The 23,781-nt window shown below is 67.8% G+C and carries 24 protein-coding genes and 1 pseudogene; 16 read left to right on the forward strand and 9 right to left on the reverse strand.

The features are described 5' to 3' along the window. The first annotated feature begins 118 nt into the window (after window positions 1–118). The 3 genes from D7252_RS09155 to D7252_RS09165 all read left to right on the forward strand — a co-directional run bounded on the left by D7252_RS09155 (window position 119) and on the right by D7252_RS09165 (window position 4,855). On the forward strand, window positions 119–427 hold the full coding sequence (locus D7252_RS09155; protein WP_120775115.1) for a GNAT family N-acetyltransferase: 309 nt from the start codon (window positions 119–121) through the stop codon (window positions 425–427). A 264-nt stretch (window positions 428–691) separates the two neighbouring features. Then, the gene (locus tag D7252_RS09160) at window positions 692–1,861 is read left to right on the forward strand and encodes an exonuclease SbcCD subunit D (RefSeq protein ID WP_120775116.1); all 1,170 of its coding nucleotides are present in this window, start codon (window positions 692–694) and stop codon (window positions 1,859–1,861) included. Beyond that, complete coding sequence (locus tag D7252_RS09165) at window positions 1,862–4,855, forward strand: AAA family ATPase (RefSeq protein ID WP_120775117.1); 2,994 nt, start codon at window positions 1,862–1,864, stop codon at window positions 4,853–4,855. A 29-nt stretch (window positions 4,856–4,884) separates the two neighbouring features. Here D7252_RS09165 and D7252_RS09170 read toward each other — a convergent pair whose 3' ends face one another. Next, entirely contained in the window at window positions 4,885–5,442 is a 558-nt protein-coding gene (locus tag D7252_RS09170) for a nucleoside phosphorylase (protein ID WP_120775118.1), read from the reverse strand. Between the two features lie 109 nt (window positions 5,443–5,551). On the opposite strand from D7252_RS09170, the gene nadE reads away from it, so the two are divergent. The 3 genes from nadE to D7252_RS09185 all read left to right on the forward strand — a co-directional run bounded on the left by nadE (window position 5,552) and on the right by D7252_RS09185 (window position 10,739). After that, window positions 5,552–6,370: an ammonia-dependent NAD(+) synthetase gene (nadE, locus tag D7252_RS09175; RefSeq protein WP_120776882.1), complete on the forward strand. Its 819-nt coding sequence runs from the start codon at window positions 5,552–5,554 to the stop codon at window positions 6,368–6,370. Window positions 6,371–6,483: 113 nt separating this feature from the next. Further along, the gene (locus D7252_RS09180) at window positions 6,484–9,954 is read left to right on the forward strand and encodes a bifunctional RecB family nuclease/DEAD/DEAH box helicase (RefSeq protein WP_120775119.1); all 3,471 of its coding nucleotides are present in this window, start codon (window positions 6,484–6,486) and stop codon (window positions 9,952–9,954) included. Beyond that, a complete protein-coding gene (locus tag D7252_RS09185) occupies window positions 9,951–10,739 on the forward strand; it encodes a hypothetical protein (protein WP_120775120.1) in 789 nt (262 codons plus the stop codon). Before D7252_RS09180 ends, D7252_RS09185 begins: the two co-directional genes overlap by 4 nt. Before the next feature lie 24 nt (window positions 10,740–10,763). Here the strand turns inward: D7252_RS09185 and upp are convergent, their stop codons facing one another. Next, window positions 10,764–11,396 (reverse strand): uracil phosphoribosyltransferase, encoded by a 633-nt coding sequence (gene upp / locus D7252_RS09190; protein WP_120775121.1) that lies wholly within the window; start codon window positions 11,394–11,396, stop codon window positions 10,764–10,766. A gap of 72 nt (window positions 11,397–11,468) precedes the next feature. On the opposite strand from upp, the gene tadA reads away from it, so the two are divergent. After that, window positions 11,469–11,924, forward strand: a complete 456-nt coding sequence (tadA, locus tag D7252_RS09195; protein WP_120775122.1) for a tRNA adenosine(34) deaminase TadA — start codon at window positions 11,469–11,471, stop codon at window positions 11,922–11,924. Between the two features lie 108 nt (window positions 11,925–12,032). On the opposite strand, the gene D7252_RS09200 is transcribed toward tadA, so the two are convergent. After that, window positions 12,033–13,004, reverse strand: a complete 972-nt coding sequence (locus tag D7252_RS09200; protein ID WP_120775123.1) for a cation diffusion facilitator family transporter — start codon at window positions 13,002–13,004, stop codon at window positions 12,033–12,035. Window positions 13,005–13,063: 59 nt separating this feature from the next. Here D7252_RS09200 and proC point away from each other — a divergent pair, with 59 nt between their 5' ends. Then, on the forward strand, window positions 13,064–13,903 hold the full coding sequence (gene proC, locus D7252_RS09205; protein WP_120775124.1) for a pyrroline-5-carboxylate reductase: 840 nt from the start codon (window positions 13,064–13,066) through the stop codon (window positions 13,901–13,903). A gap of 18 nt (window positions 13,904–13,921) precedes the next feature. Here proC and D7252_RS09210 read toward each other — a convergent pair whose 3' ends face one another. The 4 genes from D7252_RS09210 to D7252_RS09225 form a co-directional block, all read right to left on the reverse strand. Further along, window positions 13,922–15,514 (reverse strand): hypothetical protein, encoded by a 1,593-nt coding sequence (locus D7252_RS09210; protein WP_120775125.1) that lies wholly within the window; start codon window positions 15,512–15,514, stop codon window positions 13,922–13,924. Then, window positions 15,496–16,272, reverse strand: a complete 777-nt coding sequence (locus D7252_RS09215) for an ABC transporter ATP-binding protein (protein WP_120776883.1) — start codon at window positions 16,270–16,272, stop codon at window positions 15,496–15,498. Before D7252_RS09215 ends, D7252_RS09210 begins: the two co-directional genes overlap by 19 nt. Window positions 16,273–16,343: 71 nt before the next feature. Next, the gene (locus tag D7252_RS09220; protein WP_042538973.1) at window positions 16,344–17,015 is read right to left on the reverse strand and encodes a TrkA family potassium uptake protein; all 672 of its coding nucleotides are present in this window, start codon (window positions 17,013–17,015) and stop codon (window positions 16,344–16,346) included. After that, window positions 17,008–18,438 carry a TrkH family potassium uptake protein gene (locus D7252_RS09225; protein ID WP_120775126.1) on the reverse strand — a complete coding sequence of 477 codons (1,431 nt, stop codon included), beginning with the start codon at window positions 18,436–18,438 and terminating at the stop codon, window positions 17,008–17,010. Before D7252_RS09225 ends, D7252_RS09220 begins: the two co-directional genes overlap by 8 nt. A gap of 106 nt (window positions 18,439–18,544) precedes the next feature. Here D7252_RS09225 and D7252_RS09230 point away from each other — a divergent pair, with 106 nt between their 5' ends. Beyond that, window positions 18,545–18,961, forward strand: coding sequence for a helix-turn-helix transcriptional regulator (locus D7252_RS09230; RefSeq protein WP_120776884.1), 417 nt, complete (start codon window positions 18,545–18,547; stop codon window positions 18,959–18,961). 45 nt (window positions 18,962–19,006) lie between these two features. Here D7252_RS09230 and D7252_RS09235 read toward each other — a convergent pair. Then, window positions 19,007–19,792 (reverse strand): annotated as a pseudogene (locus tag D7252_RS09235) (ABC transporter permease); the annotation flags it as partial. A gap of 45 nt (window positions 19,793–19,837) precedes the next feature. After that, on the reverse strand, window positions 19,838–20,722 hold the full coding sequence (locus D7252_RS09240) for an ATP-binding cassette domain-containing protein (protein ID WP_215110930.1): 885 nt from the start codon (window positions 20,720–20,722) through the stop codon (window positions 19,838–19,840). A 100-nt stretch (window positions 20,723–20,822) separates the two neighbouring features. Between D7252_RS09240 and D7252_RS09245 the strand changes: the two genes are divergently transcribed. The 7 genes from D7252_RS09245 (at window position 20,823) to D7252_RS09275 (ending at window position 23,754) form a co-directional block, all read left to right on the forward strand. Beyond that, complete coding sequence (locus D7252_RS09245) at window positions 20,823–21,761, forward strand: TetR/AcrR family transcriptional regulator (RefSeq protein WP_120775129.1); 939 nt, start codon at window positions 20,823–20,825, stop codon at window positions 21,759–21,761. 107 nt (window positions 21,762–21,868) lie between these two features. After that, the gene (locus D7252_RS09250; protein ID WP_046013605.1) at window positions 21,869–22,060 is read left to right on the forward strand and encodes a helix-turn-helix domain-containing protein; all 192 of its coding nucleotides are present in this window, start codon (window positions 21,869–21,871) and stop codon (window positions 22,058–22,060) included. Window positions 22,061–22,077: 17 nt separating this feature from the next. Then, entirely contained in the window at window positions 22,078–22,563 is a 486-nt protein-coding gene (locus tag D7252_RS09255) for a hypothetical protein (RefSeq protein WP_120775130.1), read from the forward strand. Window positions 22,564–22,678: 115 nt separating this feature from the next. Then, entirely contained in the window at window positions 22,679–22,777 is a 99-nt protein-coding gene (locus D7252_RS09260) for a 30S ribosomal protein bS22 (RefSeq protein ID WP_003792170.1), read from the forward strand. 79 nt (window positions 22,778–22,856) lie between these two features. Then, entirely contained in the window at window positions 22,857–23,159 is a 303-nt protein-coding gene (locus tag D7252_RS09265; protein WP_120775131.1) for a rhodanese-like domain-containing protein, read from the forward strand. Beyond that, window positions 23,156–23,455, forward strand: coding sequence for a glutaredoxin family protein (locus tag D7252_RS09270; protein WP_120775132.1), 300 nt, complete (start codon window positions 23,156–23,158; stop codon window positions 23,453–23,455). Before D7252_RS09265 ends, D7252_RS09270 begins: the two co-directional genes overlap by 4 nt. Then, complete coding sequence (locus D7252_RS09275) at window positions 23,452–23,754, forward strand: Dabb family protein (RefSeq protein WP_120775133.1); 303 nt, start codon at window positions 23,452–23,454, stop codon at window positions 23,752–23,754. The genes D7252_RS09270 and D7252_RS09275 overlap by 4 nt, the downstream gene beginning before the upstream one ends. Window positions 23,755–23,781: the final 27 nt, after the last annotated feature.

The following is a 23,781-nucleotide window of genomic DNA, read 5'->3' on the forward strand; positions in this document are numbered from 1 at the left end:
TGTTCGCCTCCTGGGCGGACAAAGGGCGCGCGTTGGTGGTCATGGGGGGATTATGTCCGATCGTTTCCCTCCGTGTCAAAACGACCCGGCGCGCAGATGCGGGCGTAATCTTGCTCGAATGACGATCTCGACCAGCGTCGGCGGCTTCCTCCTGACCGATGAGAAAGATGAATCGCGCTACACCCTCATGCGAGACGGCAAGCTCGTCAGCGTCCTCGACTACCGCGACGACGGCCGCACCATCGCCCTGACGAGAGCGTTCACCGTCCCGACTTTCCGCGGCCACGGCTATGCGGGGAAGGTCGTGGAAGGTGCGGTGGCCGACATCCGGAGACGCGGGGACCGAAAGGTCGATGCCGTCTGCTGGTACGTCGCCGACTGGTTCTCCGCACACCCCGAGCAGGCGGGTCTGCTGCGCTCGCGCTGATCGCGGCGAAGTGTGACGCTCTGTTACCGAGCGAAGATCTTCCGCGCGGATAGACGTTCATCGCGGCGGCCGAGCCTGCCGGTTGCCGCCTGCCGGTTCACCTGACGGGAGAAAGCACGGATGCCGGCCCGAAACGTGCGTTTCGGGCCGGCATCCGTGAAAACGCCCGACAAGTGTGGCCGGCTCCCTGTGATTCGGCTGCCAGGAGTGGATGCTGCGGCACGCCTCGGACCGAATGTCGGAGGGGGTTCGTAGCGTGTGAGTATGCGAATCCTGCACACCTCCGACTGGCACATCGGTCGCACGTTCCATGGCAACTCGACCATGGACGCGCTGACCGAGGTGCTCGGCGCGCTCACGGAGCAGGTTCGGCAGAATTCGGTCGATGTGGTGTTGCTGGCGGGCGACGTCTTCGACTCGGCGACACCTTCGGGCGCGGCGTACACCCTGCTCGGCGATGCCCTGGTCGCGCTGCATGAGACCGGTGCCCACGTCATCGTGACGAGTGGCAACCACGATTCGGCGGCGCGCCTCGGCTTCCAGGCCCGGCTGCTGCGCGACGGCATCCATGTGCTGACCGACCCGCTGGCGATCGGCACGCCGGTGACCATCGCCGACGGCGACGGTCCGGTGCACTTCTTCGGCATTCCGTACCTTGAGCCGGCGATCGTACGCCAGCATTGGCCGGACGGAGATGCAGGCGGGCGTCAGTTGCGTACGCAGGCGCTGACCATGGCACACGCGATGGATCTCGTCCGTGCGGGCATGCGCGAGAACACGGGGCGGTCGGTTGCCATCGCTCACTGCTTCGCCGCCGGTGTCGATGCGACGGTGGGCCTCGAGCGCGAGGTGCGCCAGGGCGGCCTCGACGTCGTGCCGCTGAGCGTTTTCGATGGCCCCGACTACGTGGCTCTCGGTCACATCCACGGGCGCCAGCAGATCAGTGAGCGCGTGCGATACGCCGGGGCCCCGCTGCACTACAGCTTCGGCGAGCAGCACAAGCCACGCGGCTCCTGGCTGGTCGACCTCGACGCTCGCGGACTCGCGTCGGTCGAGTGGCTCGAACTGCCCGTCCCGCGCCGTCTCGTCACTCTCACGGGTTCGCTCGATGAGATCCTCGCTGAGGCGATGGTCGCCGAGCACGCCGGCGACTGGGTGTGCGCGATCTACACCGACGCGACCCCCCAGGCTGAACCGATGCGACGTCTCCGGGCGAGTTACCCGCACTGCGCCATGGTGCAGCATCAGCCCGGCGTCGCACCCGACGACAGCGATCGGTCGTACTCGCGGCGATTGCGAGATGCGGTCACCGACGCCGACCGCATCGAGGCATTTCTCGAGCACGTGCGAGCGGGCCGAGGTCCGACCGATGTCGAGAGCGAGCTGATCCGCGCCGTGCTCGACGAGCGTGCGCTCGCGGAGGCGCTCGTCTAAATGCGTCTCCATCGCCTGGAGGTCGAGGGTTTCGGACCGTTCCGGTCACGACAGAGTGTCGACTTCGACGCGTTCGCCGACGACGGCATCTTCCTGATCGGCGGGCGCACGGGCGCGGGCAAGTCCAGCATCCTCGACGCGGTCTGCTTCGGTCTGTACGGCGGAGTGCCTCGCTACGAGGGAGGAGAGAAGCGGCTCCGGAGCGATCACTGCGAGCCCGATGACCCCTCCGAGGTCGTCGTCGACTTCAGCACACCCTCTGGCCGCTTCCGCGTGACCCGGTCGCCCGAATACCTGCGTCCGGCCAAGCGCGGCGGGGGCATGACGAAGCAGGCAGCGGGGGTCTCTCTCGACGAGTGGACGGACGCCGGCTGGGTCGGCCGTGCCGCCCGTGCGGTCGACGTCGCCAACGAACTCGACGAGATCCTCCAACTCAGCCGCGAACAGTTCCTGCAGGTGATCCTGCTCGCTCAGAACCGTTTCTCGGAGTTCCTCCTCGCCGGCAGCAAAGACCGTCAAGCGCTGCTGCGCCGACTGTTCGGCACGCAGCGGTTCGAAGATGTGCAGGCCCGCTTCGACGACCGGCGCAGAGCCGCAGAGCAGACGCTCGGCGCGCGACTCGCGACGGTCGCGGCGCGTGTCGAGGAAGCGGAGCGGTTGGTCGTCACCGCCGACCTTCTCCGCGACGGCGAAGAGGCGAGCGAGCTCTCGACCGAGGCGTCTGCAGCCCCGCCTTCGATCCCGGAACGCCTCGAGCAGTTGCGGCGCGCTCGGGCCCGTGCCGACTACCGAGCCGAGCGCAGCGCAGCGCAGCGTACGCAGGCCGAGAAGGATTCTGCGGCGGCGGACGCCGCACTGACATCGGCGCGCGAAGAACGGCAGGCTCAAGCGGAGCGCGACCGCGCGCGAGTGGCACTCGAGCGACTGGAGGTCGAAGAGCCTCGGATCGCCGACGCGCGGGCCGAGCTCGCGGCGGCACGCGCCGCGGAAGCTCTGCGGTCCACGATCGCGGCGACGGCCCGTACACGGGTCGCCCTCGACGAGGCGACGGAATCAGAACAGTCCGCCAGACAGACATGGGCCCTTCTGGAGCTCGACGCGGGCGACGACCTCGAGTCATGGACCGCCGAGCGCACGAAGGAGGCCGGCGGGTGGGAGCATGCCCTCGAACTCGAACGGCGTGCAGAAGAGCTCGACGCTCAGGTGCGGGCGGCGCGCGAAGCAGTGGACGAGGCAGCCGCACGCGTGGCAGCGGGGGAGTCGGAGCGCGCCGCTCTGCCTGCCGAGATCACCGTGCTCACTGCCGATCGTGACGAGGCTCGCCGTGCCGCAGACCGGGCGGCCGACCTCCTCACCGCCCGAGAGGCCGCCGAGGCGCGACTCCGTGCTGCGGGCGAGACGGATCGGCTTCGGACGGCGTACACCGCCGCCGAGCAGGAACTGGCCGCCGCGAGTGCAACACATGCCGCGGCGCAGACCGAGCTGGCACAACTGAGGCAGCGCCGATTCGAGGGGATGGCAGGCGAACTCGCGGCAGACCTCGCCGACCATCAGCCGTGCCCCGTCTGCGGATCGCCCGAGCACCCGCAGCCCGCCACGCACTCCGATCCCGTGTCGGCAGACGACGTCGCCGAGGCCGAGTCGGCCCGCGACGCAGCGGCGGCGAACGAACGGGATGCCGCGGCGAGATCCTCGGCACTGCGGGCCGAGCTCGCGGCAGCTGAGACGAGAGCCGACGGGCGCAGCATCGAGCAGGCCGAGACAGAGCATGCGGCAGCAGGCGACGAGTATCTGCGAAGCCTTGCCGCCGCCGACCGGCAGACGGAACTCGACGCCCGTCTCGGCGAGCTGACGGCACGGACGGAACGGCTCGACCAGGAACGGACCGAAGATGCCGCCGCTCTGGCTGCCGCGCGTGAGAGCCATGTGGTCCTGGTCCAGCGTCAGGCGGATGCTCAGGCGCAGATAGCCGAGGCACGAGGACCGTTCGAGACAGTCGCTGAGCGTCTCGCCGCGACCGAAATCCATGTGGCGACTGCACGAGCGCTCCTTGACGCTGTTGCCGAGCGCGAACGCCGCACGCAGGCAGCCGATGAAGCCGAGCGCGATCAGGCCGCCCAACTCGCTCGGTCATCGTTCGAAGATGTGGCATCGGTAGAGCGCGCGCTTCGCCCGGCGTCGGTACAGGAATCACTCGACGCGCAGATCAGCCGCCATGCGGTGCAGCGCGAGAAAGAGCGAGCGATCCTGTTCGATCTGGAACTCCGCACGCTTCCCGAGGAGCCCATCGACCTCGCTCCGGCTGAGGACGCATCCGCGGCCGCCCGCGCCGCGTGGGTGCGCACCGTCGACGAGGCCAGTGAAGCCTCCGGCATCGCGGCGAGGCTCCGTGGGCTCATCGAGTCGGCTGCAGCGGAGCACGCCCGAACCGCCGAAGACGCCGCCGAATTCGAGGTGCTCCAGAACCTCGCCGACACGATCGCCGGTCGAGGGGCGAACACGCGCAAGATGACTTTGGAGACGTTCGTCCTCGCTGCCGAACTCGAAGAGATCGTCGAGGCGGCCAACCGGCGACTGCTCGACATGTCGACGGGGCGATATCAGCTGCAGCACTCCGACGCTCTCGCCGCCCGAGGCGCAGCATCCGGCCTCGGCATCGTCGTCTTCGACGCCTTCACCGGGCAGACCAGGCCGCCGCAATCGCTGTCTGGCGGAGAGACCTTCCTGACCTCACTCGCGCTGGCCCTCGGCCTCGCCGAGGTCGTCACCGCCCGTGCGGGCGGCATCCGCCTTGACACCCTCTTCATCGACGAAGGATTCGGATCGCTCGACGGCGACACGCTCGACGTGGCGATGCGCACGCTCGACGAACTGAGGCAGGGCGGCCGTACCGTCGGCGTGATCAGCCACGTCGAGGCGATGCAGGAGCAGATTCCCGCTCAGCTGAGAGTGCGTGCCCTCCCGAACGGACCCAGTGTCATCGAGACACGCTGAGACGGTGACACCGGCCCACGACGGTCGGCTCAGACCCCGTACTCACCGCGGATGAAATCGCGGAGCTGCACGCTGCACCGCGCCACGGCCTCGCGCCAGTCAGTGAGCGCGCCGTCCTCAGCCTGATCGGACACCGCGCGGAACACCCGGATCGGTACTCCGAACTGCTCGGCCACCCAGATGTAGGCGTAGGTCTCCATGTCGACCAGGGCCGCCCCGGACGGGCGGATGACAGCCGTGACCTCCGCATCGTCGACGAAGTGGTCGCCGGTGGCGATCAGCACGCCCTCACGCCCCGTCGACACCCGAGCGGGCAGCGAGACATGCTGTCCGGAGACGCCGTCGAGGTCGGTGACGTCGTGCTGGAAGGCGGTGCCGATCTCATGCACGGTCGTCTCCAGGCCGGGCTCGATCGCCCCGGCGGTGCCGACGACGACGATCTCGTCATAGGTGCTCGCGTCGAGAGCCCTGGTCAGCGCATACGTGGCCTGCAGTTTTCCAGGTCCCGTGATGAGACGGTCGAAGCCGTCGAGAGCCTCCGGGAATGCGGACAGTTCGGAGGCAAGGGCGGCGACGAGGAGTTTCACTTCCCCATTCTCGCAGGCCGCAGCCGCGGTCAGAGCCTCCGTGCGGGGTTCGTCACCCCCGCGTAACACGCAGGGGTGATACTGGTTCGAAGGAAGAGTGGAGGATCACGTGACGTTGCAGCAGCAGATCTCTGAAGCCCTCGGTGTCCAACCCGAGATCGACCCCGGAGCGGAGGTCGAGCGCCGGGTCGCATTCCTCGCCGAATATCTCCGGACGACCGGAGCCAGGGGCTTCGTGTTGGGTATCTCCGGCGGTCAGGACTCGACTCTCGCCGGGCGTCTCGCGCAGCTCGCGGTCGAGCGCGTGCGCGCGGAGGGCGGCGAGGCGAAGTTCCTCGCGGTGCGTCTGCCCTACCGAGTTCAGGGCGATGCGGCGGATGCCGACGCCGCCGTCGCGTTCATCGAACCCGATGCGTCGGTCGAGGTCAACATCCAGAACGGGGTCGACGGCGTCGAGGAAGACATCGAGTTCGCCGTCACCAGCGATATCAGCGACTTCAATCGGGGGAACATCAAGGCGCGCGTCCGCATGGTGACGCAGTACGCGCTCGCCGGGCACGAGGGACTCCTGGTCATCGGAACCGATCACGCTGCCGAAGCGGTGACGGGTTTCTACACGAAGTTCGGCGACGGCGCGGCAGACGTCCTGCCCCTTGCCGGTCTCACCAAACGTCAGGGGCGGTCTCTGCTGCAGTTCCTCGACGCGCCGGATCGCCTGGCCTTCAAGGTTCCGACCGCCGATCTGCTCGATGGCCAGCCCGGTCGCTCGGACGAGGACGAGCTCGGACTCACCTACGAGCAGATCGACGACTTCCTCGAAGGACGCGACGTGGAGCCCGATGCCGCGGGGCTCATCGAGGCGAAGTATCTCGCCACGCAGCACAAGCGTCATCTGCCCGTCACTCCGCACGACGACTGGTGGCGCTGACAGACCTTTCGAACGCCTCATCGTCGGCCCCGCGGCGCGCGTGACAGCCTCGGGTGTCCGGCGGTGTCGGATGCCGCGGATAGTGTCGAAGCATCCGAGAGAGCGGGAGTATCGTGCGGATCGACACTGAGGCGCAGCGCGTCATCTGGAGCGCCAGCGACCTGAAGGCGGCCGCCGAGTGCGAGTTCGCCTGGTGCCGGGCGATCGATGCGAAGCTGGGGCGGGTCCCCGCGGTCGAAGAACCTGAAGACGCCACCCTCCGACGTGCCGCGCTGCTCGGCGACGTGCATGAACGCAACGTGCTGCAGCGCTACATCTACGAGCTCGGCAGCGCACAGGTTCATCAGATCGCTCAGGTCTCGTCGGTCGACGCCGAGGCGTTGCGCTCTGCGACCACGGAAACCGTGACAGCGCTCCGGTCCGATGCTCTCGTGGTCTTCCAGGCGGCTTTCGCCACCGACGAGTTCGTCGGGTTCGCCGATTTCCTGCGCAAGGATGCCGACGGCAGATGGCGCGTGCAAGATTCGAAACTGGCGCGAAAAGCCCGAGTGACAGCGCTCATGCAGCTGGCGGCATACGTCGATCAGCTTGACCGGCTCGAGATTCCGCGGTCCGACGAGGTCGACCTGATCCTGGGCGATGGCACGCTCAGCACACACGCCGTCGACGATCTCCTTCCGCTGTTTCACGTGCGCCGGGCTCGCCTGCGTGCACTGATCGCCGACCGCCGCATCGGCGACGGCGCCAGCGGGCTTCCTCTTGCCTGGGGCGACGATCGGGGCGATCTGCAGGTCGTCGCGTGCGGGCGCTGCGCCACCTGCGAGGAGCAGGTGCTCGCCCACCGCGATCTGCTGACGATCGCCAGGATGCGCCCGGTCCAGCGGGCTCGGCTACGGGCTGCCGGCATCACCACTATCGACGCCCTGGCGACAGCCGTCGCGGTGCCGGCGGGCATGAACGTCGACACGTTCGAGAACCTCCGCGCCCAGGCACGGCTCCAGCTCCGAGCCGACGCCGAGGGGGCCCCGACGTACGAGGTCCATTTCGCCGAGGCGATCCACACGCTGCCCGTGCCGAGCCATGGCGACATCTTCTTCGACTTCGAGGGCGACCCGCTGTACACCGAGCCCGCCGCTGACGGCGAAGGGCAGTGGGGGATCGACTATCTCTTCGGGTGGGTCGACGACACCGACCAGTATTCGTCGCTGTGGGCGCATACCTTCGCCGAGGAGAAAAAGGCTTTCGAGACATTCCTCGATTTCGTGAAAGTCCGAAGGGCCGCCCATCCGGGGATGCACATCTACCACTATGCGCCGTACGAGACCTCCCATCTCGTCGCCATGGCCGCACGATACGGCGTGCGCGAGGGCGAGGTCGACCGGCTGCTGAGGGAGGGCGTCTTCGTCGACCTGTATCCGCTCGTCCTGCGTACCGTCCGCGTCGGTTCACGCTCCTACTCCATCAAGAAGCTCGAACCGCTGTACATGGGCGCCGACGTACGCACCAGCGACGTGCAGAAGGGCGATGACTCGATCGTGCAGTACGTCGCCGCTCGCGAGCTGGCCTCGGCAGGGGAGCAGGAAGAATCCGATGCCGTCCTCGCGGACCTGGCCGACTACAACCGATACGACTGCGTCTCCACCCGCCGCCTGCGCAACTGGCTCATCGACATCGCTCGGCAGAAGGGCGTGAGCCCGGCTCCGCCCGACCAGACCGATGACGTCATCTACGAGCCGTCACCGCGTTCAGTGGCGCTGCTCGCCGATGCGGAACACGCCGTGGAAGCGGGGGGCGACGGTCTCGTGCACCGCATCGCCGCTGCAGCGATCGACTACTTCCCCCGCGAATCGAAGAGCTTCTGGGTCTCGCATTTCCAGCGGCTCCGCGAACCCGTGAGCATGTGGGACGGGACCAGAGATGTCGTCCGCGTCGACGGATCGTCGTCGACGATACGCCGTGAATGGAGCGTGGGCGAGGGGCGGCGGGTGATGTCGCGCGAGGTCGAGATCCGTGGCGAGGTGTCGCCCGGGACGACTCTCGGCGTCGGATCACAACCGTTCGCGCTCTACGGCGTACCCGCACCGTTCGACACCGAGGTGCCGTCGCGTGCGGTGCACGTCCCGCACGCGGTGACCGTGACAGAAGTGCTCGATGACGGCTATCTCATCACCGAATCCGCCGTACAGGGGCAGACGTGGGACGAACTCCCGGTGGCTCTCACGCCGGCTGCTCCGCCGCGGGTGGTCTCCCTGCAGGGCGCGATCGACGAGTGGGCCGACGCCGTGCATGATGCGGCCCCCGCGTACCCGTACGACGCGGCGACAGACATCCTTCGACGAGTACCCCCGCGGACGCTGTCGGGCGCGGCGATCCCCGCCGCCGGTGACGACACGATCGACGCGATCGTGCGAGCCGTTCTCGACCTCGACCGCAGCTATCTTGCGGTTCAGGGCCCTCCGGGTACCGGCAAGACCTTCACCGGATCCCGGGTGATCGCCCGGCTCGTCAACGAGCACGGGTTCAAGGTCGGGGTCGTCGCGCAGTCCCACGCCATCATCGACACCCTGCTCGAGAGGGTGGTGGCCCATGGGGTCGCGCCGGCACAGGTCGCCAAGTCTCCCAAGGAGGGCGCTCCCGACCCCTCCTACACGCCGATTCCCAAGACCGGGATGGCGCCTTTCCTCGCCGAACATGCCGAGCAGGGCGTCGTCGTGGGCGGCACCGCCTGGGATTTCAGCAACATTCAGCGCGTGGAGCGCGACGGTTTGGATCTGCTCGTGATCGATGAGGCCGGTCAGTTCTCGCTCGCCTCGACGATCGCTGTCGCGGCGGGTGCGCGACGATTGCTGCTGCTGGGCGACCCGCAACAGCTTCCTCAGGTCAGCCAGGGTGCACATCCCGAGCCGGTGGACACCTCGGCGCTCGGCTGGGTGATGGACGGCGACCCCGTCATCCGCCCCGAGTACGGGTACTTCCTGGCACGGTCCTGGCGGATGAACCCGCAGGTCGCCGCCCCGGTGTCGAAGCTCTCCTACGCCGGTCAGCTCGCGTCGGCACCCGGAACCGAGCAGCGATCGATCGAGGGCATCGCGCCCGGTCTGCACGTCGTGCCGCTTCGGCACCGGGGGAACGCGACACAGTCGCCCGAAGAAGCGGCCGAAGTGGTTCGTCTCGTGCGGGATCTCGTCGACAGGACCTTCACCGACAACGACCCGGACGCATCGACGAGGCCGCTCCGGCAGACCGACATCATCGTGGTCACGCCCTACAACGCGCAGCGCCAGCTCGTTCTGGACGCCCTCGCCGATGCCGGCTTCCCCGATGTCCCGGTCGGCACGGTCGACAACTTCCAGGGGAAGGAAGCCGTGGTGTCGATCACGTCGCTCGCCGCGTCGAGCGGACGAGATGCTCCACGTGGTCCGGAATTCCTGCTCCTGCAGAACCGGCTCAACGTGGCTATCTCACGTGCCCAGGTGACGGCCTACCTGATCCACTCGCCGGCACTGCTCGACGACCTTCCGTTCACGCCCGAAGGTGTTGCCCGCCTCAGCGCTTTTGCTCGCCTGACAGGGGTCGCCGGATGAGCGCTCACTCCACGGACGACGTCCTTCGTGCTGCTGCCGCCTGGGTGTGGTTTCCCCGCGACAGTGAGCAGACAAACGACCATCTCCAGCTCGTGCGCTACCCGGCCCGGTTCGGTGGCGGCGTGCGGGGGTCGCAGGTGCGATCCTCGTCGGATGCCGCCACAGTGCTCGACCACGCCATCGAGCGCACAAGAAGCTGGGGCGAGCCCCGGCTGACCTTCTGGACCAACCCGTCCGACACCCCTGACCTCGAGGAGGAACTGCAGCGGCGCGGGGCCGAGCACGTCGACACGGTCACGGTCTTCGCTCGGCCGCTGGAAGAACTCCGGATCGACGTTCCGGCAGAGGCCACAGCCGAGGTCGTGCGCACCCTCGAGCAGGTCCGCGAGGTCGACGCGATCAACGTGCCGGTGTGGGAGCAGGCTCCGCTTGATGAAGAGGGACTCCGCGTCGAACTCGCCGAGGTCACCGCGACGCTGCGTGACCGACAGAACGTGCGCGTCCTCGGTCGACTCGACGGTCGGGCGGTGAGCACAGGCGGCTGCACGCTGGTCGACGGCTTCACTCGTCTCTGGGGTGCGGCCTCCCTCGAAGAGGCTCGCGGGCGCGGCGCCTACCGGGCCGTCCTCGCGGAGCGTCTGCGCGTCAGCGCAGAGTTCGGCGCGAAGACAGCCCTGGTGAAGGGGCGAGTCGCCACGTCCGCGCCGATTCTCTCGCGAGTCGGGTTCCGTCGTTTCGGCGAAGAGCGCGCCTATCGCCTCGACCTGGCCCGGGATTCGGGATAGGAGGCGCTGGGCCGCGCCGACGGGTCAGACGGTGCCGTAGAGCCGGTCACCGGCGTCCCCGAGCCCGGGAACGATGTAGCCCTTCTCGTTGAGACGCTCGTCGAGCGCACCCAATACCAGCGTGACGTCGCGGTCGCCGGCCATCGCCTCGATCGCCGCCACACCCTCAGGCGTGCCGAGCAGGCAGATCGCCGTGACATCCTTCGCCCCACGGTTGAACAGGAACTGGATCGCCGCGGCAAGCGACCCGCCGGTGGCGAGCATCGGGTCGATGGCGAAGCACTGCCGGTCGCTCAAGTCGTCCGGGAGCCGCTCGGCGTACGTCGTCGGCTCGAAGGTCTGTTCGTCTCGGACCATCCCGAGAAAGCCCACCTCAGCCGTGGGAAGCAGCTTGACCAGGCCCTCGAGCATGCCCAGTCCGGCGCGCAGGATCGGCACCACGATCGGACGGGGCTCCGAGATCTTCACGCCCATGGTCGTGGTCACGGGAGTCGTGATCTCGATCGGGCTGACCTTCACGTTGCGGGTCGCCTCGTAGGCGAGCAACGTCACCAGCTCCTCGGTCAGCTGCCGGAAGACCGGCGAGGGGGTGCGCTGATCGCGCAGCACCGAGAGCTTGTGGGTGATGAGGGGGTGGTCGGCCACGTGAACACGCATGGGTACAGGCTAATGTGCGCCGCAGCTTCGTACGACATCGGACGCTTCGGGCGGCTGTCGTAGGCTCGACGCATGACCGGCGCCGACGACCTCGCGATGCGGCGCGCGCTCGCCCTCGCCGAAGAGGCCGCCGCAGCTGCAGAGATCCCCGTCGGCGCCGTCGTGATCGGCCCCGACGGCCGCATCATCGCCGAGGGGCGCAACACGCGCGAACAGACCCACGACCCCACCGGACACGCAGAGATCGAGGCCCTGCGAAGTGCGGCAGCATCCATCGGATCGTGGAATCTCGCCGACCACACGCTGGTCGTGACTCTGGAACCCTGCATCATGTGCGCCGGAGCGATCCTCCAGGCCCGCATCAGTCGTGTCGTCTTCGGGGCGTGGGATGACAAGGCCGGCGCGGCGGGCTCGATGTACGACGTCCTGCGCGACCGGCGCCTGCCGTACCGGGCCGAGGTGCTCGGAGGCGTGGAAGCGGATGCGGCCGGGGAGCTCCTCCGCGCCTTCTTCGATCAGCGCCGCTGACGCCGACTCTTGCGGCCGATCCGAACTTCTGCGGCCGACCCGGCCGAAAGGGCCCGCAAAACGTCGAGTGGCCCGCAGAACATCACGGCACGGCGACGACTCGACGACTCAGTCGGATGACTTGAGCACGAAGACGTCGGTCGACGGCTCCGGGTCGATCGCCGGGCGGTAGACATCGGGTTCGATGTAGACCACACGTGCGACGGGTACCGCCTCGCGGATCCGTGCCTCGATCGCGTCGATGTCGTCCGCCGCCTCGCGCAGCGGCTTGTCGGCGCTGAGGGCGATCTTGGCCGCGACCATGAGCTCATCCGGCCCCAGGTACAGCGTCTTCATGTGGATGATCTTCTGGATCTCGTCGCCGGCGTTGATCGCGTCGACGATCCGGTCGTAGTCCGCCTGCGTGGCGCCTTCACCGACGAGCAGGCTCTTGGTCTCCACACCGAGCACGATCGCGATGAGCACCAGGAGCACCCCGATCATCACGGTGCCGAGGGCGTCGAAGAGCGGGTTGCCGGTGAGGAGCGTGAGACCGACGCCGAGAAGCGCGAAGGTGAGGCCGGTCAGCGCGCCCGTGTCTTCGAGGAGGACGACGGGAAGTTCGGGCGCTTTGGACCGGCGGACGAACGACACCCACGACTGGCCCTTCTCGCGCACGAGGTTGCTCTCTCGGATGGCCGTGCGCAGCGAGAACGACTCGAGTCCGATCGCGATGACCAGCACGACGAGCGGCAGCCACCACCATGTCCGATCGAGTTCGTGCGGGTTGGTCAGTTTGTCGACGCCTTCGTAGATCGCGAACAGCCCGCCGACCGAGAACAGGATGATGGAGACGACGAACGCGTAGACATACCGTTCGCGGCCGTACCCGAACGGGTGAGAGCGGTCGGCTTCGCGCCGGGCCTTGCGTCCGCCGAGCATCAGGAGCAGCTGGTTGCCGGAGTCGGCGACGGAGTGGATGGCCTCGGCGAGCATCGATGCGGACCCGGAGAGCGCCCAGGCGACGAACTTCGCGAGGGCGATGCCCAGGTTCGCCAGGAACGCCGCGACGATGGCTTTGTTTCCTCCGGATGCACTCATGGCAAGAGTCTAGAACTGCGCGCCGATGGATGTCGGAGAGCCCGCCGTAGGATGACGACATGGCTGACTCGCTTCCTTCGCTTGCTTTTCTCGGTGCCGGTTCGATGGGAGGTGCGATCCTTCGAGGTGTGGTCGCGTCAGGCATCCTGATCGACGGCGGCATCACCGCGACCAATCGCACCGCGGAGAAGGCCCAGACGCTTGCCCAGGTCGACGGCGTGACCAGCATCGCGCTGTCCGAGAAACCGCAGGGCAATGCGGATGCCGTCGCCGGCGCACGCATCGTCCTCGTCGGGGTGAAGCCCGGCATGGTGCCGGACCTGCTCCGGGAGATCGCGCCGCACCTCGCCGACGATTCGATCATCGTGAGCCTCGCGGCCGGGGTGACGCTGCAGACATTCGCCGAGGTCCTCGGTGCCGACGCGCGCGTCATCCGCTCCATGCCGAACACCCCGTCGACGGTCCGCAAAGGCGTGACGGGCCTCGCTGTCGGAGCTGCGGCGACCCCCGGCGATCTCGCGCTCGTCCGCCGTCTGTTCGAGACGGTGGGGGCCGTCGTCGAGGTGCCGGAAACGCAGATCGATGCGCTCGGCACCATCTCGGGCTCCGGGCCGGCCTATGTGTACCTGCTCATTGAGGAGTTCACCAAGGCGGCCGTCGGGATGGGCTTCCGAGATGCGGACGCACGTCTCATGGCCGAGCACACGTTCATCGGCGCGGCCGCCCTGCTGGATGCGTCGGAAGTTGGCCCCGCCGACCTCCGCCGAGGCGTGACCAGTCCGAACGGCACGACCGAGCGCGCCATCGCCGTCCTGCAGGACGCACATCTCGATCGCACTTTCGCGGATGCCGCGGCCGCAGCGCTCGCCCGGTCGAAGGAACTCGCCGCCGGCGGGTGAGCGAAGCGCCGAGCGCGCTCAGCCTTCGCTGGACACGTCGGCGAGAACCTCGGGCCAGCGGCGATCGAGGATGCGCCCGCCCAGCACCGTCCCGCCCCACAGCGCGAGCGCGCCCAGCACGATCCCGCAGACGAGGCTCACCCAGCCGAGTGCAGGATTCCAGATCGCCGCGATGGCGAACCCGAGCGCGGGGGCGCCGAGGACCAGCGTGACCGGCCCCACGATGATCATCGCGAGCAGTGATTGCACCCCACCCGATGAGCCACGGCCGAAGGGGTTCGCCTCGGGTGCCGGGGCCCGACCGGGAAGGAAGCTGCCGACCCAGGCGCCGGCACCCGCGGCGATCGCTGTCAGTCCGAGGGCTGCGCCGATACTCGCCGGTATCAGATCGGGGCGACCCGCGAGCAGGCACGTGATCACACACAGAGCGACCGTCACGGGCAACGCGATCACTCCGAACCCGAGCAGGCGCCCAGCGCGGTCCGCGGCACCGCTCACGCCGGCGATGGCGTGCGCCGCGATCGCGTCGTTGTCGTACGCGATCGCCATCTGCACGATGGTGCCGGTGAGGAGGGCGTTGACCGTGGGGATCAGAACCATGCCCGGGCCGAAGCCGGTCGAGGCGTCCTGCAGGCCGTTCATGAGCGCGAGCCCGACGAAGATCGCCGGGAACAGCAGCAGCATCACGATGTTCACCACTTGTCGTGGGTCCCGCCGGAAGTAGCGCAGCGAGCGTGCGGCGATCGCGCCCGCGGGGCTTGCCGGCAGCAGGCGATCGAGCACGCCCCCCGAGCGCACTCGTCCGCCGCCGCTGCTCTGGATCGGGGAGACAAGGCGTGCGGCCAGCAGACGCTGCGCCGCGAACCACAAGACTCCGACCGTCGCCAGGGCGATGAGCAGGCGGAGCGCTGCGGTGGAGAGATCGCCCTGTGCGACCGATGCGGGCACGCCGAACACGGCGCCGACCGGCGTCCAGGCGGCGATGTCGGCGATCAGGGCGAAGCCTCCGCCGAGGTCGGTGACGTTGCCGAGGGCGCCGATTCCGAGATTCAGCAGGAGACCGGATGAGGCCGCGAGCACCACGCCGAGGGTCACCACCAGGTCGCGGGTACTGCGCCGCGCCAGCCATCCGGCGAGCACCCCGCTCACGACGCGGGCACCGAGCACACAGGTGAGGACCGCTACGGGGATCATGATCAGCGCAGTGAGGAGCGCGGACAGGCTCACCGACCAGCCGAGGAGCATGAGCAACAGTGCGACGGTCGTGCCGATGCCGCCGATGGTGGTCGCGCCGGCGACGGCAAAGCCCGGCAGCAGTGTGCGCGCAGTCACCGGCAGCAGGGCGAATCGCTCGGGGGCGAGCGAGTCGTCGGCGCTGACGAGGATCGAGCCGATCCACCAGCCGAGGACGATCACCGTACCCGTGAGCACGAGCGCGACGACTGCGGCGTCGGGAGCGGCGAAGCGCAGAGCCACGAGCCCCGCCGTCAGCCCGGCGAGAAACCCGAGCGCGATCATTCCGGTGATGACCAGGGTCACGATCATCCACGGATTGCGGGACAGCTGATGGCGCAGCTGGCGCCACCGGAGGCTTACGAGGAGCGCAACCACGCGAGCGTCTCCGTCCCGAGGTCGTGGGCACCCACGAGGGTGAGGAACCGCTGCTGCAGCGTCAGGCCGTCGCGCACCTCGTCGAGTGTGCCGTGTGCGAGCAGCCGGCCCTCCGCGACGATCGCGACTCGATCGCACATCGACTCCACCAGCTCCATGACATGGCTCGACAGGACCACGGTGCCGCCGCCGTCGACGAAGGCGCGCAGGATCTGACGGATCGTCTCTCCGGACACGGGATCGACAGCTTCCAGGGGTTCGTCGAGGATGAGCAGGCGGGGTGCGTGGATCAGCGCGCAGGCGAGGCCGATCTTCTTGCGCATACCCGCCGAGTAGTCGACGACCAGCCTGTCGCGGGCGTCGGTGAGACCGAGCGCGGCGAGAAGCTCACCCGTTCGGGTCACCACATCCGATTCGTCCATGCCCCGAAGCAGGCCGGTGTAGCGCAGCAGTTCGGCGCCGGTGAGACGGTCGAGCATGCGGATGCCGTCGGGGAGCACACCCATCCGCGCCTTCGCTTCCGCGGGGTTCTGCCACACGTCCGCGCCGAGCACCCACGCGGTGCCGGCATCCGGCCGCAGCAGGCCCGTCGTCATGGCCAGAGTCGTGGTCTTACCGGCACCGTTCGGGCCGAGCAGCCCGAGCATCGAGCCGGCCGGCACGTCGAGAAAGAGATTGTCGACGGCGACCTTCGGCCCGAATTGTTTGCGAAGGCCGCGAAGGGCGAGAACGGGCGGGGCCGCGGTGGGGTCGGTCATGGCTCCCATCCCATCACGACGACGGGTGCCCCGACATCCGCCCTGCGGGGGAGTCGGAGCGTGTGGGGCGGTCAGCGGTCGAGGGCGGCGAAGCGCTCGATGTCGCTGTTCGTCCCGGACACGATGATGAGGTCGTGGTTGGTGACGATCGTGTTCGCCTCGGCGTAGCGGAACGGCTTTCCGGGGCTTTTCACACCGACGACCGTCACCTTGTACTTCGAGCGCACGCCGGACTCGTTGAGTCCGACGCCGCGGATGAACTTCGGCGGGTACATCTTGGCCAGGACGAAGTCGTCGTCGAAACGGATGAAGTCGAGCATGCGGCCGCTCACCAGGTGGGCGACGCGCTCGCCGGCTTCGCGTTCCGGGTAGATGACGTGGTTGGCGCCGACCCGGGCGAGGATCTTGCCGTGGGATTGCGAGACGGCTTTCGCCCAGATCTGCGGGACCTTGAGGTCGACCAGGTTGGCGGTGATCAGCACCGATGCTTCGATCGACGATCCGACGGCGACGACGGCGACCTGGAAGTCCTGCGCACCGATCTGTCGCAGGGCGTCGATGTTCTTCGCGTCCGCCTGAACGGTGTGGGTGACCCGGTCCGACCACTTCTGCACGAGTTCGAGGTTGCCGTCGATCGCGAGGACCTCGCGGTCGAGACGGTCGAGCTCGCCGGCGCAGGCTGCTCCGAACCGGCCGAGACCGATGACGAGGACGGGCGCGTCGCCCCGGAGAACTTCAACCAACGATCGGCCTTTCCACGGGCAGCGAGTAATACTGCGATCGCGATGTCGCGGCGACTGCCGCGGCGAGTGTCACTGTACCAACGCGGCCCATGAAGATGGTCGCCGCGAGGACGTACGAAGCCGAGTCGGGGAGCGACTCGGTGAGCCCGGTCGAGAGGCCGACCGTGCCGAAGGCGGAGATCACGTCGAAGAGCACATGGCTGATGTCGGCTTTGGTGATCTGCGCGATCACGATCGTGGACAGCGCCACGATGGTCGCTCCCCAGGCGACGACGCTGAGAGCGACACGCTGCACGTCGCTGGGGATGCGGCGGCCGAACGCCTCGACGGATTGGCGTCCCTTCGCCTCGGACCACACGGCGATGGCGAGGATGGCGAGCGTGGTGACCTTGATGCCGCCTGCTGTCGAGGCTGAGCCGCCACCGACGAACATGAGCATCGACCCGGCAACCAGCGAGGAACCGTTCAGATCGCTGATGTCGATGACGGAGAATCCGCCGGATCGGGTCATGGCCGAGAGGAAGAAGGCCTGGAACGTGGTGTCGACCGCGTCCATCGAGCCGAACGTCTTCGGGTTGTTGTATTCGAGGATGAGGAAGACCGCGGCACCGAGCACGAACAGCAACACGGTGGTGATGAGGGTCAGCTTGGTGTGCAGCGACCATTTGCGGACGTGCCACACGTGCTTGGCCAGGGTGTAGATGACCGGAAATCCGATGCTGCCGAGGAACACGCCGATCATCAGCAGCGTCAGCACGAAGTAGTCGTCGGCGAACACCGCCACGCCACCCACGTTCGGGGTGAAGCCGGTGTTGGTGAAGGCCATCGCCGAGTAGAAGGGGGCTTCCCAGAGGGCGGTGAGCGGGTCGATCCCGGCCATGACGAGACCGGGGTACAGCAGGACGGCGAGGACGCCTTCGATGACGAGAGTGGACAGCGCCACCGTGCGCAGCAGTTGACCGACTTCGCCGAGACGCACGGTCTGACTCTCGTTCACGACCCCGCCGTGCGCGCGAAGCGGGTTCGTGTCGCCGGCGGCGATGAGTTTGGCGCGCAGCCCGAGTCGCTTCGAGATCGCGAGACCCATGAGCGATGCCAGCGTCAGCACGCCCATCCCGCCGATGTTCACGCCGATGAAGATCACCACGTGGCCGAAGGCGGACCAGTGCGTGGCCATGTCGACGGTGGCGAGTCCGGTCACGCAGATGGTGGAGACCGCGGTGAAGAGGGCGTCGCTCAACCTCGTCACCGTGCGGTCCGCGGAGGCGATCGGCAGCGACAACAGCACTGTGAAGACGAGGATGAGGAGCGCGAAGATGACGATCGCGAACCGCGAGGGCGATGACGTCACCAGATGCTTGGCCCACATGACGGAACGCTGCAGACGCTCTGCGGGAGACGACGCCGAAACGGAGCTCGACATCGCAGTCCCCCTTCGTCCGTTGCCCGCCGCTCGCGGCGATCGCACGGCGCCTTTCGCCGAGCCTTCGTCATGGTACTCCGTGCCGGGGGAGACTACCCTGATCTTCATGACGGACATCTTCGACGTGATCGCAGACGGTACGAGGCGCGATATCCTCCAACTCCTGTTGCGACGCACATCCGAAGGAGAGTCCGGCACGAGCGTGAGTCACATCGTCGCCGACCTCGGCATCAGCCAGCCGACGGTCTCCAAGCACCTCAAGGTTCTCCGGGACGCGGAGCTGGTGACCGTCCGCGAAGACGGACAGCGCCGTTTCTACAGCCTCTCGGTCGACCCGCTCGAGGTCGTCGACGATTGGCTCGTCCCTTTCCTCGTCGACCCGTTCGGCGACCAGGCGCCTGACATCGACTACCCGGGTCTCCCGCTGACCGACAGCGCAGCGCACGCAGCCGAGGTCGTGGGTCGTGCTGCGGCATCCGCCAAGCATGTCGTCGCCACCGCGCTCAAGAGGCTCGGCGCCTGACAGCCAGACCCCGAGCCTCGAGCGGGCAGGCATGCTGCCGTCCCGTCAGCGGCGACCGGACTTCCTGCGGAACAGCCACGCGCCCCAGGTCACGGCGATCAGCAGGATGACCAGGCACCAGCCGATCGCCCACCACGGCTCGGTCTCCAGAGGAGCGTCCGTCAGCAGACCGCGGATCGTCTCGACGATCGGCGTGATCGGCTGGTGCGCGGCGACGGGCTGCAGCCATGCGGGCATGCTGTCCACCGGAACGAACGCACTGGACAGATACGGCAGGAAGAGCAGGATGAAGCCGTAGCCGTTGGCTCCCTCAGGGCTGCCCGCAGCCAGTCCGATCGCGGCGAACAGGTAGGTGATCGCGAGGATGTACAGCGCGATCAGGCCGGCCAGCGCGATCCACTCCCATGCGGTCGCGGTCGGGCGGAATCCGACCAGCACGCCCACGCCGATGACGATCGCCGTCGCGACGAGGTTCCGCAGCAGGCTGGCGACCACGTGGCCGGTGAGGACCGCACCGGCACGCAGCGGCATGGTGCGGAAGCGGTCGATGATGCCGGTGCGCAGGTCGTTGGCGACGTAGACGGCCGTGGACGATGCCCCGAAGCCGGCGCAGGTGAGGATGATGCCGGGCACCACGTAGTCGACGTAGGCGCCGGACGGATCGATCGCACCGCCGAACACCCAGGTGAACATCAGCATGAGCATCACCGGCAGCAGGATCGCCATCAGGAGCGATTCGCCGTCGCGCAGGGAATGACGAAGACTGCGGCCGACGAAGACCGCTTCGGCGGTGAAGCCGCCGAGACGGGGGCGCGGTGCGGGGGAGGGCGGGACGGATGCCGTGGCGCGTGGCGCGTGGCGCGGCGGTGGCGGTGTTCATGCGAGCTCCTTCGTCGCGGGAACGGATGCGGTGACGGCGAGGAAGACGTCGTCGAGGGTGGGGCGGCGCAACGTGACGGTGCCGTCTTCCCCTTCCTCGTCGAGCTGGTCGAGTGCGCGGCGAAGATCGGCGACCGACCCGTCTGTGGGAATCTCACGGCGGAGCTGTCCACGGCTGTCGTGGAGTTCGACGGTGTCGCCGCCGATGCGTGCCTTCAACTCGGCCGGCGTGCCGAGAGCGGCGATCCCGCCGTCGTGCAGCACGGCGATCCGGTCTGCCAGCTGGTCGGCTTCCTCCAGGTACTGCGTGGTGAGGAAGACGGTGGTGCCGGCGCCGGCGAGAGCGTGAATGATGTCCCAGAGGTCTCGTCGGCTGCGGGTGTCGAGACCGGTGGTGGGTTCGTCGAGGAAGAGCACCTCGGGCGTCACGACGAAGCTCAGAGCGAGGTCGAGGCGTCGACGCATGCCGCCGGAGAAAGTGCGGACCACCCGGCGGGCGGCATCCGTCAGGTCGAACTGCGCGATGAGCTCGGCCGCACGTCGCTTCGCGGCGGTGCGCCCGAGGCCGGAGAGTCGGGCGAACATGACGACGTTCTCGGTGGCGGTCAGGGCGTCGTCGACGGCAGCGGACTGGCCGGTGAGGCTGATGCGGCGTTGCACTTCGACGCTCTGCGTGCGCACGTCCCACCCCGCGACCCGCGCGGAGCCGGCGTCGGCGCCGATGAGCGTGGTGAGGATGTTGATCGTCGTCGTCTTGCCCGCGCCGTTCGGCCCGAGCAGCGCGAAGACTTCTCCTCGGGCGACGGCGAAGTCGAGACCGTCGACCACGTTCTTTCCTCGGAATGCCTTCCGGAGTCCCTGTACATCGATGGCGGTGTCCATCATCTTCCTCTCTGTGTATGTCACAAACTGTGTATGACCGAAGCAACTGTGTATGACGGTAACACACTGTTTACTGAATAAACAGAAGTAGGATGAGCGGATGACCGACACCGACATCGAGCCGCCGGAACTCCCCCGAGGAATCGCACTCGCCTGGGGGGTGGCGGCCGACCCGCAGCGCGGGCCGAAGCGCGAGATGAGCGTCGAGAAGATCGTCGACGCAGCCGTCGAGCTGGCGGACGCCGACGGCATCGGAGCTGTGTCGATGGCCGCTGTGGCGGCGAAGCTGGGCTTCACGCCGATGTCGCTCTACCGCTACGTGAGCGCCAAAGACGATCTGCTGCTGCTGATGCAGGAGTATGCGACCGGTCTTCCGCCGGAGAGCCACCGCGCTGTGGAGGGCTGGCGTGAGCGGCTCATCGCTCTGTATCAGGAGCAGGTGCTGCTCTTCCTGCGGCACCCCTGGATGCTGTCGCTGCCCATCACCGGGTCGCCGATCACACCCAACAGCTCGGCATGGCTCGACGCCTTGCTCGCCTCCCTCGAGGGCACGCCGTTGACGGCGGAGGAGCGAGTCGCCGTGGGGCTCGCCGTCACCGGACAGGCCCGCTGGTGCGGGATCGTGCAGGCGGGTTATACGGAGCAGTCCCGAGGGACGGGCCTGACCCCCGAGGAGGTCTCGATCCGCGAAGCGAGCCTCTACGAACGCGTGATCACTGCAGACGAGTTCCCCGCTCTGCGTCGTGCGATCGAGGAGGATGTCTTCCTCTCACCGGCCGACCCGTTCCGGTTCGGAGTGGAGCGGCTGCTCGACGGTGTCGAGTCGTACATGGCCTCGCTCGGCCGCGACGAATCGCACGAGAGCGCGACCGAGTGGATCGACCTCGACCCGGCCGAACTCGCGGGGGACCGACGGCTCAAAGAAGCGCAGAAGGCGGTGCGCGAGGCCGAGAAGGCGCTGCGGATGGCGCACAAGATCGAGCGGCAGGCCCTGCGCGAAGCGCGGGTTCGGCTGGCGAAGGTGAAGAAGTCCGGGTGATGCGCCTTCGTGAAGGTCACCGGTCCCACTGACCACACGAGCCACATGGGTTTACAGGCGTCCCAGCTAACCCTTAGAGTGTGCACATCGAGAAAGGGGTACGTGGGATGCCCGAAGTACCTGACGTCCGGTTCCTCACAGTGGCCGAAGTCGCCGAGTTGATGCGCGTGTCGAAGATGACCGTCTATCGACTCGTCCACGCCGGCGAGCTGCCCGCCATCCGGTTCGGTCGAAGCTATCGCGTGCCCGAGTCGGCCGTCGCCGACGCCCTGCAACGCCCCATCGCCGACGTCGGCTGAAGCTCGAGGAGAGCGCCGTGGACGTCGGTACCTTCTATGCCCTCTTCTCCACCACGTGCTTCACCCTCACCGGACTGTGGTGGAACGTCGTCAGAGCCCGGCGCGACTGGAGCGCTGATCCTGCGATGCGCCGCACCATCGGCGGGATCTACCTCTCGTTCCTGCTCCCGGCGCTGATGGGTCTGTTCGCCCAGGTCGGCGGCACGGACAATCCGATCCTGTGGCGGTTGTCCTTCGTCGTCATCGCCCTCGTCGGCGGCGTCTCGATGCTGCGCCTGGTCGTGCAGGCCCGCGGCGACGGCACGCCCGGCTCCGTCCGTTGGGCCCAGGCGGGAACCGTCGTGATCTACGCCGCGATCGCCGTGATGGGCGTCGCCCCGCAACTGGCAGCGCCGCTCGGCCTCACCGGCATCCAGGTCGAAGCCCTGCTGCTGATCGCCCTGGTCGCTCTCGGACACGCTCTCGTCTGGCGCTTCCTGGTCACCGAGAACGTCCCGGAATGACCCCGCACAGTCGGAGTGCTCGGGTTTGCTAGACTGATCCGAGGCATTTTTTCCGTGCCCGTACCCGGGTGTCCGATTTTGCGCGACGCCCAGCCCCTGACTTAGTGAGGTTTCCGTGGGTTCTGTCATCAAGAAGCGCCGCAAGCGCATGGCGAAGAAGAAGCACCGCAAGCTGCTTCGCAAGACTCGTCACCAGCGCCGCAACAAGAAGTAAAGCGGTCAGACACGAGCGCCTGTCTTCGGACGGGCGCTTTGTGTCTCCGCCCGCATCTTTGAACTCTCGAGAGGACGCCATGAAGTCGATCACCGTCACCGAACTCGCCGAACGGTCGAACAGGCCTCTGGTCGACGTGCGTGAGGCGTCCGAGTTCGCCGCGGGGCACGTGCCCGGCGCCGTCAACATCCCGATGTCCGAGATCGGCGACCGCCTCGACGACCTCCCGGCCGAAGCGTTCGACGTGATCTGCCAGATGGGCGGACGGTCGGCGCGCGTGGTCGAAGCGCTCGAGGGTCGCGGCTTCGACGTGACCAACGTCGAGGGCGGCACCGGCGAATGGATCGCCCAGGGTCGCGCGGTGGAGGTGCCTTCGGCGTGACCACCATCACGCTGATCGGCAAGCCCGACTGCCATCTCTGCGCTGTCGCGTCGGACGTGATCGATGCGGTCGTCGCCGAGCTTCCCGATGCTGCCGCAGAAGACATCCAGATCGTCGAGGCCTCGATCAACGATGATCCCGCTCTCTATGAGCTGTGGTGGGAGAAGATTCCGGTCGTTCTGATCGACGGCGAGTTCCACGCGCACTGGAGGCTCACGCCCGACCGGTTCCGGCAGGCTCTCGAAGATGCGGTGAACCGCGATGCGCTCGACGATCAGAAGGAGTCCGCGCGATGACCATCCGTCACGTCGTGATGTGGAAACTCGCCGCAGAGGATGCCGCAGAGCGCGCAGCGCACGGTGCTGAGGTGGCGCGCAGGCTCAACGCCCTCCACGACGTGGTGCCGCAGCTGAAGTCGATCTCCGCGGGAGCGAACGCGGCGTATCACGGGCAGAACTGGGACGTGACCCTGGTCGCCGACTTCGATTCGATCGCGGCGATCGAGGAGTATCAGGTGCACCCCGCGCACGAAGAGGTCGCGGCCTTCATCCGTTCGGTGGTCGCCTCGCGTGCCGCCGTCGACTTCGAAGTCTGACGATCGGGGCTGCGCGATCGCCTCGCG

This window comes from Microbacterium sp. CGR2 (genome assembly GCF_003626735.1).
In the GTDB taxonomy this organism is placed as follows: domain Bacteria; phylum Actinomycetota; class Actinomycetes; order Actinomycetales; family Microbacteriaceae; genus Microbacterium.